A 16937-nucleotide genomic window follows, 5' to 3' on the forward strand; every position below is an offset into this window, starting at 1 on the left:
GCGAGGAGCTGTCGACGTCCGTCACTCCCGCCAGCAGGGTGGCCGCGCTGATGGAGTAGCTGGTATCCTCGGTCCCCCCCGCCAGCGTCACAGGTTTGGCCACCGGGGCAGCCTTGGTGGCAACCGAGCTATCGAAAGTTACGTTGTCCGCCACAAGTGCAGACAGCTTCACATTCTTAAGCGTAACCGTTTCGCTGCTCGACAACTTTACAACGACGTCCGTCCCGACCTGCTTGCTAGCGGCTTTGAAGACGGAAAAGCTTGAAAAGCCGTAATTCGCAACTCGCAATACATCGCCGCCTACTCCGGCAGCGAAGTCCGCAATCGTGTCGGAACCATAACCTTTCGAGACGACGAAGGTGTCACGTCCGGCCCCTCCCGTGAGGAGGTCATTTCCAGCGCCCCCAAAAAGAGTGTCCGAGCCAGACGTTCCAGAAAGCACACTCGTGTAAGCGCCGCTCAACAACTTGGTTTGTTTTGCCATGACTGCTTGCCCTTTTCATGCAGCAAGCAATCAAATGCCCCTCAATGCGAACTTAGCAGGAAGCCAACAAGTTGAATGATGTGTGCGAGGGCGACGGACAGACTTAACGGCCTCCTAAATTCTTGTACATCAAGAAGCAGAGGCCCGCGAAACTACGGACAGGGGTTTTGTCCGCACTACAGCAGGAGTTGCCGTGGAACTCAGATGCTCTGGTGCAATCATGGGACTTTCAGGTGACTGCTCCTCGAACTCAAACAAGAGCGCAATTGAAACATCTGCTTGACGAGCAATGTCATATTTCGCATTAGCGGAGCAGCACTTCTAAAAAGAATTTGCTCCGAGCAGCGGGTATGGCGATGTTTGTTCAAAATCCGATCTGGATCCTAGGAGCGTCAGTCGTGGCGCTGACAGTGAGCTACGATAGCGCCGTTGCCGGTCCGAGTGCAGATGCTGCACGCAAATGCATGCGCTTTTCTTATCTAGCGTATCCCTACAAGCGACCCGGCTCGGCCCCCGGAACGGCAGATCGTCAGACCTACTTCAGGGAATGCATGGGCAAGGACGGCAATGTCCCGGAGCCAGCTCACGCAGCCAGCTCGCCAAAAGGCGACGGCTAGAGGCGACGAGGTGCTCCCCCAGCGACGACCCTTTCGCTGCTATTTCTCGGTGCTCCCATCCTCAACCTTGCCGCCGTTGGCGACGCACTTGTTGAAGAAAGCCCGCTGATCCTTGCCGCTGCCCTTGGCACTGCCCGCTGCGGGATTGCCCCGTTCGCGAAGCGGAAACTGCTTGGCCGTGAGAGCGCCGCACCTTTTAGCGACCTCGGCAGTGATCGCAGATGCCGGACTGGTGGCCGAACCAAAAAGTGAACAGAGAAAAATGGAGGCCGCGAAGCCGGGGGTTAATCTGATGCGCACAATGCCTCTCCCTGCCGAATGGATACTGACACTTTCAGTCCCATCGGCTAATGCGCCGTACACTAGTTTCTTTTGAGAATTTTGAAACACCGGATTATGATAGTAAATGATCCATCGGCGGGGTGCCTAAGCAGTATGACGTCCCGTGATTTACGAGTGCCCAGCCTAGACGAAGGAGAACAGACCGGGTCTGAGGTCCAGTTCGCGCTCGTCATAGCGCGCATGATCGATACCGTTAAGAGCGACCCGGAGCTGATGCGCCGGACCGTTTACGATCTCGCGCGCCACAAGCTTCAAGAGCAACTCGGCAGTTCTGGTCCGGCCGAGATGAAGCAGGCCGAATTGGCGCTTGAAGCTGCCATTCGCGGTGTCGAGCAATTCTCGCAGGAGCAGATTTTTCCGGCACCATCTATGGCGCCGCAGTTGGATGGCCCCTTGCCCCCGTATTCCCCTCGCCCCACCCCTTTGGCCGCCGGGGTTGGGCTCGAATCCGTTGCTGAACGCCGGCATCGCCTTTTCTGGACCGCCGCCAAGCGCTCCGGGGGCGTACTTTTGATCGCTGCATTGTTTCTTGCGGTGGTCTCTCAACGCGAGCGCCTGGACTCGCTTGGAAAGGCCGTTCACAGCTATGGAAAATCGACGTCGCCGGAGCAACCTGCGCCCTCGCCGAGCTTGAACTTACCGCCGAACCCGCCTACGCCGCAACCGGGTTCGCTGCTGCCGAGGGAATACGGCATCTACGCGGTTGGCGACAGCTCATTAACTGAATTGCAGCTGCTGCCCGGCCGCCCGCCTGACATCCGGATCGCTGTTTCGGCCGCCTTCAAGCTTCCCAGGGGTGCAAGCCTGCCGAATGGACACCCCAAATTCCTGGTGTTTCGGCGCGATGTGGCGACGAACATATTGGAGCGAGCCGAGGTGCGCGTGATCGCAAAGATCACACGCGAATTCTCCAGCGAAGCTGCTGGAAAACGGCCCGGCGAAGACGATGTCTGGGTCATCAGAAATTTCTCGTATTCATACCGGGTTTCTCCGGTGCCCGAAAATTCCGAGATGTACGAGGTCCACAGTGAGGATCCGGGGCTGGAACTCCCTCCGGGCAATTACGCGCTTATCCTCAAGAACCAAGCCTATTATTTCAGCGTCGCTGGCGAGATTGCCGATCCCAGGCAGTGCATAGAGCGGGTTGTCACCACAAACGGCACCTTTTATTCGGCCTGCAAGAAGCCCTAGCTCTTTCAAATATGCCGCCGATGCCTAGCTCTGTGGGGACGATTGACGGCCGAAACGAGGGAGATTCCGATGAAACCGAAACTATTTGCGATCTTACCGCTTATTTTATCTCTCGCCGCACCGGCCTTTGCCCAAGGGACGCAGCAGAAGAACACTTCAGTCCGAACACAAGGCTCTACTGCTGGAACCCGACCGCCGGTGGCGACGCAGCCCAGCAACAATCCGTTTCAGAACCCGATTGGCCAGGGAGTGCCGCCCGCGGCTTCGTCATATCCCAACGCCAACAGCAACCGAACCAACGTTCCGCGCTAGCGAACTCGATGAGGGATTCCTTGGTCAGCGCAAGTTGACGTCTACGTCGATTGTGGATGTTCCGTCGATTCGAAGCGAACTTCCCGAGACTGCTATCTTGAACTGATCGGAGCCCCTTTCCGCTACATCGGCAAGGTACCGGAAGGACGGACCACTCAAGACCAAGCGACCCGATTTCGGCGCTTCGACGATCGAAATCTTGTCGACTATGAATGTTGACCAGCGCAAACCCTGAATGCATTGCGCGCCCGGCGTGATCGTGAAGGACCAGCGCACGGTGTCTGATTGCAACTTGAACGGCCGCGGATGCAAAATGCATACGCCGCCAGCACTAAGAGACACGGGGCACCAGAACAGGCCACCGACCAGCACTACGGCTACGGCTCGAGCCCTTCGAACATATCGAGTCATCTCACGATCCGGCCGCTGCATTTTCCGTCCTCAATAACGACAAATATAACACCCTTTTGGTAGGTAGACGCGGCGTCTCTGCGGCCACAAATTGCGCAGATTGGTTGAATTTTAGAGTTGAAGGATGATCAGGCCGGCGTCACCGTAGACTATGGAAATCGAATCGGAGCTAACGTGTGCCAAGCGAAAACGTTCGTTGCTAGATGATATAGCATTGAAATTCGGTACTTCCGCTCTGCGTTTGACGTACGGGAGCCCGGTCGATATTCATAAACTGCTTGCTGTAGTAGTTCTCGCAGGAATCTTGGTTATTATAGCAGTTTGGTACAGCGCACGTATTTGCTGTTCGTAGAACCAATGGATGCCACCCTGTTGCTTTGGTGTCTGGGGTTCTCAAGGCACTCTTGCCCGCTGGTCTCTCCTTTAAGAGATTGCTGATCGCTGGCTGCCAAGTGTGGCCAAGTATCCGCCGGTGACAAACATTGGAGGCGCAGCGTCCCTTCACCCCAGGGCTGCCCTTGCGTTTAGCCGATGTGCATTGGGGACGGCCTCTTGGCAGAACATCGTTCCCCCATCAATCTGGTTAGTTCCTCGATCCCTGCCGAAGAGCCGACCGTTGCACCGTGGTCCCTTCCGATTAGAGGGCGGCCCACGGCACCTGCCCGCCGTCTCGCTACAGCCTCTCATGCGGAAAATCAGTATTGAGTAGCCAAGCCCACAACACTGGATAGCCGGATGAAAGCTGTTGTCAAAGAAGCCTCTCTGGGCAATCTTGTTGCAGAAGAGGTCGCGAGAGGGCTTTCGACGTTGCGTGTCTTAAATCAAAAGATTTCCTTTGGGCGATCCCACATCTATCGATTGTGGAAATTGTCAGTCCTAAGAACTTTATTTGCGGCCCTGAAACACGGGCAAGGACTTAGAGTGCTCATCTTCCCTCAAGCGACATTGTCGGTGAAAGGTCGCCTGGAAGTTGGTAAAGGCGCCGTATTTCTATTCAACGAACCATGGCCCTTTTCTGGCGCCGAGCCCGGTTCTCTTGTCATAATGCGCAACGCAACTGTTCGGCTAACTGGAGGCGTTTTTGCCATCAAGTCGGGCGCCTTTGTCGAGGTGAAGGACGGTGCACTGCTTGAACTTCATGGCGGCGGGTATGCCTCGCGCAATCTGCAAATTGAGTGCCGAAGCCGAATTACAATTGGAGCCGGCGCGGCGATTGGACCAGATGTCATTATTAGAGACAATGATGGACATCAATTGACAAATGCGAACCATGACACAGTCAGTCACGTGAGGATTGGAGAAAATGTCTGGTTGGGAGCTAGGTCCACGATCCTGAAGGGAGTCACGATAGGTAGTGGCTCGATCATTGCTGCAGGCGCTTTAGTCGTAGATGACGTACCGGAAAACTCCCTTGTTGGAGGGATCCCCGCGAAGGTAATTCGGAACAATGTCAGCTGGAAATGATGCAGACTGTGTGGCTCAATCCGCTGCTGCCGAAGCGGTCGCTCGATGTCGGTGGAAGCCGCCTTCCCGGATCGGGTGCGAGCGTGAGATGGCTTTCTCATTAATTCGCAAGCAAATGAGCAAACGTGACGACGGTTACGGTTCTGGCCGGTCCAGAGCGGCGACGGCGGTGGACCGCTGCCGAGAAGCTTCTGGTCGTGGAGGAGAGTCTGGCGCCTGGGGCTAGTGTCGTCGAGGTTGCTCGACGACATGACGTTCACCGAAATCTGGTTACGGCTTGGCGGCGGCAGGCGCGCACAGGCGTCCTCGCTTGCGGGCCCGAGCCGATGCAGCGGCAGGATGGCGAAGCCCGTTTTGCGGCGGTCTCCATTGCGCCAGACCGGCAACCGTTGACGGCGCCCTCCGGAAGCTGCGGCGCGATCGAGATTGAGTTCGCGGCCGAGGCTCGGATGCGGATCACGCAAACGATCTGGAGAGAATTGGTTGCTGGAACGTAAGCGCTGTTTCGGTCCCACCTTCCATTGAAGGCGTCGAGCGAGGAATGATCGATCTCTGATTGGAGATCGGCTTGGGTCTAAGCTTGACCATATGCTTGAGCCCAGGACCTCGGTTCGTCGGGTCGAGGTCATCACGGAGAGCGGCCGACGGCGGCAGTTCTCGGCCGACGACAAGGCGCGGTTCGTCGAGGAGACGCTCGCCCCGGGAACCGTGGTATCGGAGGTCGCGCGGCGGCACGGATTGTCGCCGCAACAGCTGTTTACGTGGCGCCGGCAAATGCGACAGCCGGTTGCGATCCCAGTGGCTCCCGAGCCGCAGACATTTGTGCCCGCTGTCGTTAGCCCATCGTGCACGCCGCCGGAGCGCTCACCGCGGCAGCGCCGACGACTTCGGAAGACGCCCGAGGGGGCGGAGAACAGCGGCATCATCGAGATCGAGATCAACGGCGTCGCCGTCCGGGTCGGCCGCGGCGCGGATGCCGCGACGGTTGCGGCCGTGATCCATGCGCTGAAGACCTGCACGTGATCGGTCCGACGGGCGCGGTGCGGGTGATGGTGGCGACCAGGCCGGTCGACTTCCGCAAGGGTGCCGAAGGGCTCGCGGCCCTGGTGCGTGAGAGCATCCAGGCCGATCCGTTCTCCGGCGCCGTGTATGTGTTCCGCGCCAAGCGCGCCGACCGGGTGAAGCTGATCTATTGGGACGGCACGGGTGTGTGCCTGTTCGCCAAGCGGCTTGAGACCGGTTCGTTCTGCTGGCCCAACGTGCAGGACGGCGTCATTCGCCTGACCGCGGCGCAGCTGTCAGCCTTGCTCGAAGGACTGGACTGGAAGCGCGTCCACGCCGCGCGCGAGACACCGTCGCCGATCCAGGCGAGTTGAACTGCGGCACAGTGAATCAGTATGCATGTCGCGCTCGCGGGATGCCGCGACGCATGGTGTAATCGCATCATGGCGACGACGGCCGACACGCTTCCGGACGATCCCGGCACGCTCAAGGCGATGCTGCTGGCCGAACGGGCGCGCGCCGCGCGGCTCGAGCAGATCATCAAGGAGTTGCAGCGTCATCGCTTCGGCCGCCGGGCCGAGACGCTGCCGGAGGACCAGTTGCTGCTCGGCCTGGAGGAGGTCGAGCAGGTCGAGGCGAGCAGTGATGCCGCAACCGATGCAGCCAATGCTGCCGAGCGATCGAGCCGAGCCGCACGGCGCCGCAGGAACAGAGGAGCGCTGCCGGCGCATCTGCCGCGGGTCGAGATGCTGATCGACCTCGACGATCACGCCTGCCCTTGCTGTCAGCAGGCGCTGCACCGGATCGGCGAGGATGTGAGCGAACGATTGGATATCGTCCCGGCCCAGTTCCGGGTCCTGGTCGTAAGGCGGCCGAAGTATGCCTGCCGGGCCTGCGAGACCATGGTGCAGGCACCGGCGCCAGCGCGGCTGATCGAGGGCGGGCTACCGACCGAAGCCACCGTGGCGCAGGTACTCGTCGCCAAATATGCCGACCATCTGCCGCTGTATCGGCAGGCTCAAATTTACGCCCGCCAGGGCCTCGAGCTGGATCGCTCGACCCCGGCCGATTGGGTCGGGCGGGCAGCCTTCCTGTTGCGGCCGGTGCATGAGTGACTGCTCGCGAGGCTGAAGCAGTCGACAAAACTGTTTGCCGACGAGACCACCGCCCCGGTGCTCGATCCCGGACGCGGCCGCACCAAGACCGGCCAGCTCTGGGCCTATGCCCGCGACGACCGGCCCTGGGGCGGCACGGACCCGCCCGCCGTCGCCTATGTCTACGCTCCCGATCGCAAGGCCGAACGGCCGATCGTCCACCTCGCGGGTTTTGCCGGCATCCTCCAGGTCGACGGCTATGCCGGCTATCGGGTCCTGGCCGAGCGCGGTGACGTAGAACTGGCGTTCTGCTGGTCCCATGTGCGCCGGCGCTTCTACGAACTCGCCGCGGCCGGTCCCGCACCGATCGCAAGCGAGGCGCTCGAACGTATCGCCGGGCTCTACGTCATCGAAGCCCAGATCCGCGGCCGCACCGCCGACGAGCGTCGCGCCGTCCCCCAAGAGAAGAGCCGGCCGATCGCCGACGAGTTCGAGCCCTGGCTGCGCGCCAAGCTCAGTCTGATTAGCCAGAAGACCAAACTCGCGGAGGCTATCCGATATGCGCTGTCGCGTTGGGACGGGCTGACGCGCTTCATTGCCGACGGCCGCATCGAGATCGATTCCAACGTCGTCGAGCGTGCTATCCGCCCAATCGCGCTCAACCGCAAGAACGCCCTGTTCGCTGGCTCGGACGGCGGCGGCGAACACCGGGCCGTCATCGCCTCACTGATCGAAACCTGCAAGCTCGTCGGCGTCGAACCCCACGCCTATCTCGCCGACGTCATCACCCGCATCGTCAACGATCACCCGAACAGCCAGATCGACGAACTGCTACCCTGGGCCTATCTCGCTACCCAAAAACGCTGGCGCGTGGCCTGAGAACATCGCTTACGCTGGAACAGCAAATCCGAAGATGGAAGGGACCTTTGCTTTGCCCACTTGCGGTCGTGTAGCCTAGACGCCTACACGCTCGGTATCCCGAACTCTGATGAACTCACAATTCAAGACGTTTGGCCAGCCATCGTGGCTCTGGTGAGCGGACCACGCTCATCTTTCAACAATTCCGAAGGAAGTCCTTCTGCGCAAACTTTTCCGTCTTCTATGCAAACAACGTGATCCGCAGCGGCAATAGTTTCAAGTCGGTGCGTTATAAGCAGTATGGTTCGACCAGAAAATCGTAACTGTATCGCGCGCCTCACGCTTTCTTCCAAATTCCGATCTAACGCGCTCATGGCCTCATCCAAAATTAAGAACTGCGGGTTGCGCAAGATGGCACGGGCCAAGCCAAAACGCTGGCGTTGTCCGCCGGAAAAGCGCAGTCCGTGCTGACCGATCCAGGTATCGTATCTGTCTGGTAATTTGTCGACGAAATCGGAAATGCCGGCAATACGAAGGGCATCTAAGATCCGATCTTCAGAAGCATTGGTATCAGCCATGCGAATATTATCAATGACTGTACCCTCGATGAGGTCGACGTCCTGTCCCGCAATGGCAAGCTGCCCGAGCCAATCTGCTCGCCGCACATCCTCAAGTGGTAGACTGTCGATGCAGATTGCGCCATCGGTCGCGGAGTAAAGCCTTAAAAGTAGATTGACGATCGTTGTCTTGCCGGCACCGCTGGCACCAACCAGCGCCGTCGTCTTGCCTACTGGAATGTGAAAGGTGACATCCTCCAAAGCAGGCGCAGAACCCGAGTCGTAGCGAAAAGTCACGTTATTGAATGAAATTTTGTCGTGCAACATCTTCACCGAGCAATGCCCCGACTGCGGATAGTCCTTGTCATCTGTCGAGAGCATGCGACGAATAGAACGTAACTGTGGCTCAATCTGCGCCAAATACAACAAATTGCCCTCAAGCTCACGAATATGGGGTTGAAGACGATAGAGCAAAGCGACTGCCGTTAGCGTCGTTGCGAAACCAATGCTCCAAAGGTTCGCGGCAACGATGACTAGGCAGAGAATTAAGAGATAGCCAACCTCGGTAAGGGGAGAGATTAACGAGGAGAAACGAGCGAGCCTAAACGCGAGCTCACGAGCATCGGAGGAAGCCTGCTCAAACCTTCGCTGATGAACCTTTTCCTGCCCGTAAGCCCGGATCGTACGCATGCCCTGCAGCGTCATCAACATATGCTTGCCCAGTTCCTGATGGATGCCCTTCGCCTTGGCGCCAAGCGTGCGCGTCGGGGCCGAAAGCTGACGCAAGCCGACGGAGATGAGTAGCGAGGTGAGCAGTGCCACCACGGAAATTTTAATCGAGAGCGCCAGGAGAAATGACATGAAAAGTAAAATTGAGCAAACGCTGACTATGATACGAGTAAGGCTGCCATACCCCCCGGCAATCAGCCACGTCTCGGTGCCCAATATCTCCATCAGTTGCGCCTCATCGTGGCGCTGAAAAAAGGAATAGGAGACGGAGAGATATTGTTGATGGACAGAGTTGCGGGCGGCTTCGTTGATCTGCTCGCCGGCATAGCAACTGACAAGAGAATGAACGAACGCTATAGCGCCGCGGGCCACGATGAGCAGAAAAATGACCCCTGCTGCTGGCATAGGATCACCAAACCAACGCGCGGCATACCGCAACGCATCACCCAGAAGACCGCTTGTCGACGCTGCCAGTTCCACCTGCCCCATAGCGAGATAGAAGAAAAGAAGAACAAGCGTGATCCCAACGGTTTCCGCCAACGACGAGGCTAAGCCGAGGACAACCAGCGAAGGGGTTATCCAGCGCGGCAACGGAGCCACCTTGAGCAACCGAAACAATTCGCATAATGCTGCGCGCCTACCCACTATCAACTCAAACGCATCCTTGTCGCTAATCATTGGCCTCACTTGGTTGGCCAATACTGAACCACGAAATGGGCTCATGCGACCCCGTCCTACTCCGGATCATCGATTTCTTGAGCTGCCTGCGTGCGGATCTGATAGCTTCCCGCGGCAGGTCAAACGTGAGCACAACGGCAGCCAGGAGAGGATCCCGTTGCATCAAGAGCTTCGACGATGACAGAAAATAGCCAAACTTGCCCATCGTCAAAGCTCTCCAAAGCAACCAACTGCCGAAATTTCTTAGGCCACGATTTAACCTATTCTTCCGGTTCCGATGGCGAGTGATCATCTCATCCATCACTAACATCCAGGATCGCAGCATTCGAGGTAGATTGCTTGACATGTTTTCCGGCAGATAGCGGTAGCCAATCTGATACTCTGGGACGACGGCGAAGTGGTACTGTTCCGCCACGCGACAATAGAAAAGCAAATCTTCGCATCCCTGTGCGCCCGCCTTGTGAAGGTCACTCTCGAAGCCGTTTGCGGCTACGAGAGCCTGCCGGCGAACCAAAGCCGCGCTGCCGTTGCCTATAAAATTACCAGCGAAAATATCGTCCAAAACGTCACCCGCACAATAAGTTGGCGGAGCTTTCAGGATCACACGGCCATTTGCGTCAATAAGTACATACCAGCTATAAACCAAGCCGATCTGCTCCCCTCCTTCGACCATCGCATTAAGCTGACGCTCTATTTTCGTCGCCGCCCAAAGGTCATCCGCATCAACGAAAGCGACAAGGTCGGCATGGGCACTTTGCCAGCCCCGATTTCTGGCCGCCGCAACGCCAGCGTTGTCTTGACTGATAATCCTAATTCGTCGATCTAAGGCGGCATGTTGCTGTACGACAACGAGAGTGTCGTCGGTCGATCCATCGTCAACGACTATGATCTCGAGCAATTCGTGTGACTGCGATCTAACGCTGTAAAGGGTCTCATGGATTGTTGAGGACGCATTGTATGCGGGGATCACCACGCTTACGAGATGCGGATCGATCGTCATCGATACGCCTCCATGCAATTTACAAATGCATCAAGTGTGCTGTCGCCCCGCACTTCGATCCGCGGAAGATCAAGCAGATCGTCCGTCAGCCTCACCACACTATTGACCGTGCTAAATCCGACCTTGAAACCGCACTCCGCCGCAAGAATTCTAAGCCTCTGATCTGTACGGCCGAACGGCGCTGCAAGCGATGTCACGGGTCGGCCCAGCCATTTTTCCAACTGCGCGCGGGAGCGCGTCAATTCCTCGGCAAGTTTTCTTGTTGAAAGCCCATCGCCGCGGGAGTGGCTTGCGAGATGACTGCCGAATGTCGCTCCTTCCATAGCGAGTTCTGAGATTCTCGCAGCGCTCATAAGCGGCGCAGGGCTCCCGGCAGACGTGTCCCATTCCGACCGCGTGCCGACAAGGTCGGTTACAATGAATACCTCTGCAGAGAAATCATTCTCCTGAAGGATAGGCCAAGCGTTCTCGGCAAAATCTTCATAGCCGTCGTCAAACGTGATCAGAACGGGTCGACCAACGAATGGGTGATTATTCTCAATAAACCATGCGAGCTGTTCCGAATTGATTGTGTGATATCCGTTACGGCGTAGCCATCGCATCTGCGCCCTAAACGCTTCCGGCCGCAGGCGATACCGCGCTAGTTGCTCGGGCCCGTCGGCGGCAATTCGGTGGTACATCAAGACAGGAATATGCGAGTTCCTCTCGGAGCCCGCCAATTCCAAACGCCGTGCAACGGCACCATCCCATACTATAAACCGCGCGACTTCGGTCTCTATTGGCGCGTTGACCGGGGCATTCTGCACATGCGGCGCGGGGGCCAGCTCTCCAGGGTACAACCGCCTGTATCGATCTACCCGATATAGCTCCGTCTGTATGGAAGCTTCCAGGGCAAGTTCGGGGACGCTCTCCATTACCTGCGAAATTTTTTCCGCTCCGAATGGGTTTTCCCAGTCGAACCCTGTTCGCGACATATTATCTTTTAGTACGAAAGCATGCGCTGTGAGAAGGTGCCCGCCGGGTCGTAAAGACTGTGCTAGTCGTTTTGCGACTCGATCTAACTCAGCTTGATCGTCCAAATAGTAAAGCACCTCAGAACAAACAATTAGATCCATATCTTTCGGAACGGCATCGGTGGACAAATCAAGATGAGCGAAGTCAACATTGCTCAAAGCATTACATCGGGTTCGGGCTCGCTCAATCGCCTTGACTGAAATGTCAGATGAAACCAAGTGCTTGACTCTGGCGGCCAATTGCAAAGTAAAATGCCCCTCAGCGCACGCAAGTTCGAGAGCACGCTCGGGCGCTTTAGCTGGAAGCAAATCAAGTTGTCTGTCAAATTTTTCCTGTTCGTACCGCGAACCATAATTCCAAGGATCCTCCTCCTCAAATAGACCCTCCCAAAAAAGCTCCCGGCCGACGTCCCGAGCCCTCTCTACGCCTCGCAGGCGACTGTATCTCGATGCAACCGAATTTGACTCAGCTAGTGGTGCTGCCTGCTCATATGCGACGTCCTTTAATCGCTGCAATCGACTCGCATGCTCAGTCGAGCTACTTGACCTAAGTTCGATGAACTCTCGAGGCAGAAGCCGCTTCAAACGCCGCCTTACTTCGTAAGCTCTAAGTTTTAGCCAAACGACTTTTCCAACTCTTTTATCAATCGGCAAGTTTCCTATATGACCGGTGAAGAGCTCCATCCAGAAGTCTGGGCCGATTTCACCCAGTACGCCGACGTCAAGCAAAGCCAGAATGCGTGGTCCGTCGCAAAGATAAATATAAAGACGATCAATGCCCCCAATCGGCGCTATCGGGGACAGTCTACGAAGGTCAACGCGCAATCCGTAGGTCAGGGAGAGCGCCCGCGGTTCTGAAAGATCGTCAAAATCTAGTAACTTGCGCTCGAACGAATACTGAATTTTGCGGGCGGCATCCAGGTCGTTCCACGCCTGTCCTATTTCGCTGATCAGATCCGCAGTCGGACCACCATAGTTGGCCCAATGCCTTGCAAGTTTAGCCGGGACCGTCCTGGCGCCCACCATGATCGAATCCAGCAGAATGCTAACGATGACATCGGCGGCAGCATCGGTCTTAGGGATGTCGCTCAGCAACCCGCTTATAGTCGGGGGAGCTTGGCCGCGACCGCAATCAAAGCCGGCACACCACAAACAGAAATAGGCATAAGCCGTTGCCGCACTGCCTACTGGCCTCGTAGACGGATCGTCCTTGAATACTGCTGAAGATGATTCCGTTCCGCTGCCAGCAGAAAAGCCCCGCGCAATTACAATCTTAGCATCCGCCATCATGCACGCAACATCTTGCGTGAGTGAGCTATCGCTCGCTCGATAATAGCTCAATCTTTCGCTTACATGAATCCAATTTCCACCTAGCCGTGCGACGCGCTGCCAAAGATCCCAATCTTCACAGGTGCGGAGGGTGGCATCGAACCCGCCGATGGCTAAAACAGCAGCCCTTTTAACTAGTACGCTATGAATAACGGTGGCACAGCTCCTAGCGAAAGACTCGAGCGGAGCCTCTTCGATGCGCCCGTCCCCGCGCACCGGCGATTCAGTGCCGTCGGGCATTACCCGACAATAATTGCAATAAGCAGCTACCGCTGACGGGTTCTTGTCGAGCGCCGCGTTCATCTTGCACAAAAAATGATTATCGATCCAATCGTCGCTGTCCAAGAACAACAATCGCTCAGCCTTCGCGTTCGCTATTCCGACATTGCGCGCTACGGATGCGCACCTTGCGTGCGAGCTAAGCGCGACAAATCGACTATCACGCTTTACACATTGGTCTATGATCGTCGGCGTTCCATCTGTCGAACAATCGTCAACAATCAGCGCCTCCCATCTTGGGTCCACCTGCTCAATCACGCTCTCGAGCGTTTTCGCCAGCGTTCTTTCCGCGTTGTGCGCTGGAATAATGATCGAGACGACGCAATCGGCCGTCATTCGGACATTCTCTTGCGATGATAAAAGAACAAACCCGCAAAATATCCACTCATTTCCTCTCGTAGAAAGCGATCGCCGACACTCCTTCGCCCTAGAAGCTTATTACGAAGTCGGCCTAGGTACCACCGAGGCACGACATAGTATGCCTGCTTTCGATTGGCCGCGATCCCCGTCCTCTCGAATTGCACGAGCAATGCAGCAGCATGGCCGCGCATGTAAAAATATATCTGGCTAGCTAGCCCCTCCAACGTCTTTCTGTGAAAGTGGAAGGCAACCGATATTGGAGAATACCGGCAAGTATACCCCTTCGCAAGCAACCGATACCAATATTCCGAATCACCTGAACAGCCGGCCTGGCCTACATCAAGCCGCTCATCAAAGAGACCGATTTCGTCAAACACTTTACGACGAAAGGCCATACTGGCTCCCGCACCCAATTCCCAAGCAGGAAAAACTCGCTTGGCGTAAGACTCAAACTGCGCCTTATCGAAATCGTGCTGTCGATAGCCCTTGCCAAAGCTCCAATAACTTTCGAAGTGAACTTGTGCTTCAGTCGCAAGTTCTGCCGGCAGCACGAGCCCCGTCACGGCGCCGATTTGTGGCGCGTCAAACGAGGACACCAATCGCTCCAACCAATGCGGATGCAGGGTCACATCGTCGTCGGTGTATGCTACAATCTCGCTGGTTGCGAGCAGGGCACCAGTATTCCTTGCGACATCAAGTCCCGGCCGATCCTCGCGAACGTAAGTGACCCCAGCCGCGAGCGCGACATCCCGCGTTCGCTGATCGCGAGACGCATTATCTACGACGATTATTTGGCGAGGAGGATAGCTTTGCTGGGGGAGCGACGAGAGACACACCCGGAGTTCATCCGGACGGTCGCGAGTGCAGATCACCACGGTTGCGGTAGGTAAAGGCTGGTCTCGTTGTCGCAATTCGGCATCGGCAGCTGCCAGAAACGTTGCATCGATATGCGCAATCTGAGAATTTGTCGTTTCGCCTTCATGCACGAGTACGTGGCCGATCGGTCGGTCGCCTCGCCAAAAAACGTTCATCCCCTCGCCTAATTGTGTGTTGGCGACGTCTTCGCATGACGTCACCGCGATATGCGCCACACCCCTTCCCAACGGAAGGTCTTTGAGCAAAGCAACGTTCGTCATAATTGCGGACAACAAGAAGGATGATGACGATCGCGCCAGGTGAGAGCCGTCTCGATGATAAAATCGATCTGAGACTGCCGTGGCCTCCATCCGAGTTCTCGCTCGGCCTTGGCGAAGGAAGCAACAAGCTCGGGCGGGTCTCCCTCGCGCCGCGGACCAATCCGAATAGCGGGATTACTCTTTGCAACACGCCTCACTGCTTCAATCAATTCAAGCACGCTGGTCCCAACGCCGCTTCCGAGGTTGAACACATGCGTGCCGCTTCGTCCCAATAACATCTCGCCAGCAAGCAGATGCGCTCTCGCCAGATCACCGACGTGGATATAGTCCCGGATTGCGCTACCGTCCGGCGTGGGAAAGTCGGTTCCAAAGATTGTGAATGGTCTATCCGGCCTGCGGGCTGCCTCGATAGCCAGAGGAATGGCATGGACCTCCGGCTCGTGATGCTCCCCAATCTTCCCATCCGGGTCGCAGCCGGCGGCGTTGAAGTATCGCAGCGAAACGGACGCCATTCCATAAGCCTTGCCGTAATCCTCTAACATTCGCTCGATGATCATCTTAGACCACCCATAAGCATTGATCGGCGATTGACGATGACTCTCGTCGATAGGTATGTACTCAGGGTTTCCGTAGCTCGCACACGTGCTGGAAAACAAGAGATGGCGACTGCCGGCCGCGCGCATCGACTCTAATAGCGCTAGAGTGCCGGCCGTATTGTTCTCATAGTAGATTGCGGGATTTTGCACGGATTCGCCGACGTAAGCAAAGGCAGCGAAATGTGCAACCAAATCCGGCTTAAACTTATCCAGTGTGGCACGCACCTCGCTCGAGTTCTGGATATCACATTGTACTAGAGGACCCCAGCGGACGGCTTCGCGCCAACCTCTTGAGAGGTTGTCCAGAGTTACTACGTCCCATCCCGCACCGGCGAATGCTTTGCAGCAGTGTGAACCTACGTAACCGGCGCCTCCGGTTATCAGCACTGTTTTAGTCATGCTACCTACCCGCGCCGTCAACCATCAGCAATTTGTCGAAGTATGCGATTGTTAGCTGCAGACCATCTCGAAGTGGAACCGACGGGGACCAGCCCAGCGTGTGACGCGCTCGAGTTATATCAGGCTGACGCTGCTTTGGGTCATCCGTGGGCAGCGGCTTGTGGTCGATAACCGACCTGGATCCAGTGATTTCAACGACCAAATTGGCCAACTCCAACATCGTGAATTCGATAGGGTTTCCTAGGTTGATTGGTCCCGTGACATTCTCGCTCGTATTCATCAGCTTAATGAGACCATCAATCAGATCGTCGACGTAGCAAAACGACCGGGTCTGACTCCCATCCCCGTAGACCGTGATAGGTTGGTTTCTAAGAGCTTGCACAATGAAGTTTGAAACCACCCGCCCATCATTCGGACGCATTCTCGGACCGTAAGTATTGAAGATCCGCGCAACTTTAATTGGAAGGTTGTGCTGCCGTCTGTAGTCAAAAAACAGCGTCTCGGCACAGCGCTTCCCTTCATCATAGCAAGAGCGTGGGCCGATCGGATTAACTCGTCCCCAGTATGACTCATCCTGGGGGTGCACCTCGGGATCACCGTAAACTTCCGAGGTTGAGGCTTGGAGAATTTTAGCGTTCACTCTTTTGGCCAGCCCAAGCATGTTTATTGATCCATGTACGCTGGTCTTAGTCGTTTGAACTGGATCGTGTTGATAATGAACCGGGCTGGCTGGGCACGCTAAATTATAGATCTCGTCAACCTCGACGTAGAGCGGAAAAGTAATGTCGTGTCGCATGAGTTCGAAGCGATGACACTCCAGCAGGTCACGCACGTTTGCTTTCGAGCCCGTGTAGAAGTTGTCGAGACAAAGAACTTCGTGTCCCGCATTAATCAGCTTCTCGCATAGATGTGAGCCCAAAAAGCCCGCACCGCCGGTGATTAATATCCGCCTTGCCTGACGCGCCACTAGCAACCCCTTGTAATTGTTGAAGATTTACCTTATTTAAGTACGACTATCGCAATACGACCGGCCAACGGCTAGAATTTATGAGATTGCATCAAACAGTACAGTTCAATTGAAATTAA

Annotated in this window: 13 protein-coding genes and 1 pseudogene; 6 read left to right on the forward strand and 8 right to left on the reverse strand. The window is 56.4% G+C overall.

Translation table 11 applies throughout. The features are described 5' to 3' along the window. Window positions 1–484 (reverse strand): cadherin-like domain-containing protein (locus AC0L27_RS25900; RefSeq protein WP_473320675.1); only part of this gene is annotated, 484 nt, incomplete at its 3' end. Window positions 485–1140: 656 nt separating this feature from the next. Then, window positions 1141–1401 carry a hypothetical protein gene (locus AC0L27_RS25905; RefSeq protein WP_275171397.1) on the reverse strand — a complete coding sequence of 87 codons (261 nt, stop codon included), beginning with the start codon at window positions 1399–1401 and terminating at the stop codon, window positions 1141–1143. A gap of 222 nt (window positions 1402–1623) precedes the next feature. On the opposite strand from AC0L27_RS25905, the gene AC0L27_RS25910 reads away from it, so the two are divergent. From AC0L27_RS25910 to tnpC, 6 genes and pseudogenes are all read left to right on the forward strand, one after another. Beyond that, window positions 1624–2634: a hypothetical protein gene (locus AC0L27_RS25910; protein ID WP_473320677.1), complete on the forward strand. Its 1011-nt coding sequence runs from the start codon at window positions 1624–1626 to the stop codon at window positions 2632–2634. Between the two features lie 1458 nt (window positions 2635–4092). Next, window positions 4093–4821 carry an acyltransferase gene (locus AC0L27_RS25915; protein WP_473320678.1) on the forward strand — a complete coding sequence of 243 codons (729 nt, stop codon included), beginning with the start codon at window positions 4093–4095 and terminating at the stop codon, window positions 4819–4821. Window positions 4822–4946: 125 nt separating this feature from the next. Continuing rightward, complete coding sequence (tnpA, locus tag AC0L27_RS25920; protein WP_473320679.1) at window positions 4947–5318, forward strand: IS66-like element accessory protein TnpA; 372 nt, start codon at window positions 4947–4949, stop codon at window positions 5316–5318. Window positions 5319–5409: 91 nt separating this feature from the next. After that, complete coding sequence (tnpA, locus tag AC0L27_RS25925; RefSeq protein WP_473320681.1) at window positions 5410–5844, forward strand: IS66-like element accessory protein TnpA; 435 nt, start codon at window positions 5410–5412, stop codon at window positions 5842–5844. Then, on the forward strand, window positions 5841–6197 hold the full coding sequence (gene tnpB / locus AC0L27_RS25930) for an IS66 family insertion sequence element accessory protein TnpB (RefSeq protein ID WP_007606730.1): 357 nt from the start codon (window positions 5841–5843) through the stop codon (window positions 6195–6197). Before tnpA (AC0L27_RS25925) ends, tnpB begins: the two co-directional genes overlap by 4 nt. A gap of 69 nt (window positions 6198–6266) precedes the next feature. Continuing rightward, a pseudogene (gene tnpC / locus AC0L27_RS25935) lies at window positions 6267–7796 on the forward strand (IS66 family transposase). Window positions 7797–7918: 122 nt separating this feature from the next. Here tnpC and AC0L27_RS25940 read toward each other — a convergent pair. Genes AC0L27_RS25940 through AC0L27_RS25965 form a run of 6 tightly spaced genes read right to left on the reverse strand, consistent with a single transcriptional unit; the run spans window position 7919 to window position 16818 of the window. Beyond that, window positions 7919–9739, reverse strand: coding sequence for an ABC transporter ATP-binding protein (locus AC0L27_RS25940; protein ID WP_473320682.1), 1821 nt, complete (start codon window positions 9737–9739; stop codon window positions 7919–7921). Next, complete coding sequence (locus AC0L27_RS25945; RefSeq protein ID WP_473320684.1) at window positions 9732–10739, reverse strand: glycosyltransferase family 2 protein; 1008 nt, start codon at window positions 10737–10739, stop codon at window positions 9732–9734. Before AC0L27_RS25945 ends, AC0L27_RS25940 begins: the two co-directional genes overlap by 8 nt. Further along, the gene (locus AC0L27_RS25950; protein WP_473320685.1) at window positions 10736–13696 is read right to left on the reverse strand and encodes a glycosyltransferase; all 2961 of its coding nucleotides are present in this window, start codon (window positions 13694–13696) and stop codon (window positions 10736–10738) included. Before AC0L27_RS25950 ends, AC0L27_RS25945 begins: the two co-directional genes overlap by 4 nt. After that, window positions 13693–14811: a glycosyltransferase family 2 protein gene (locus tag AC0L27_RS25955; protein ID WP_473320689.1), complete on the reverse strand. Its 1119-nt coding sequence runs from the start codon at window positions 14809–14811 to the stop codon at window positions 13693–13695. Before AC0L27_RS25955 ends, AC0L27_RS25950 begins: the two co-directional genes overlap by 4 nt. Window positions 14812–14852: 41 nt before the next feature. Continuing rightward, a complete protein-coding gene (gene galE / locus AC0L27_RS25960) occupies window positions 14853–15851 on the reverse strand; it encodes a UDP-glucose 4-epimerase GalE (protein WP_473320691.1) in 999 nt (332 codons plus the stop codon). Window position 15852: 1 nt separating this feature from the next. Then, window positions 15853–16818, reverse strand: a complete 966-nt coding sequence (locus tag AC0L27_RS25965) for a UDP-glucuronic acid decarboxylase family protein (RefSeq protein WP_473320692.1) — start codon at window positions 16816–16818, stop codon at window positions 15853–15855. Window positions 16819–16937: the final 119 nt, after the last annotated feature.

It is taken from the genome of Bradyrhizobium sp. Ken51 (genome assembly GCF_055807435.1).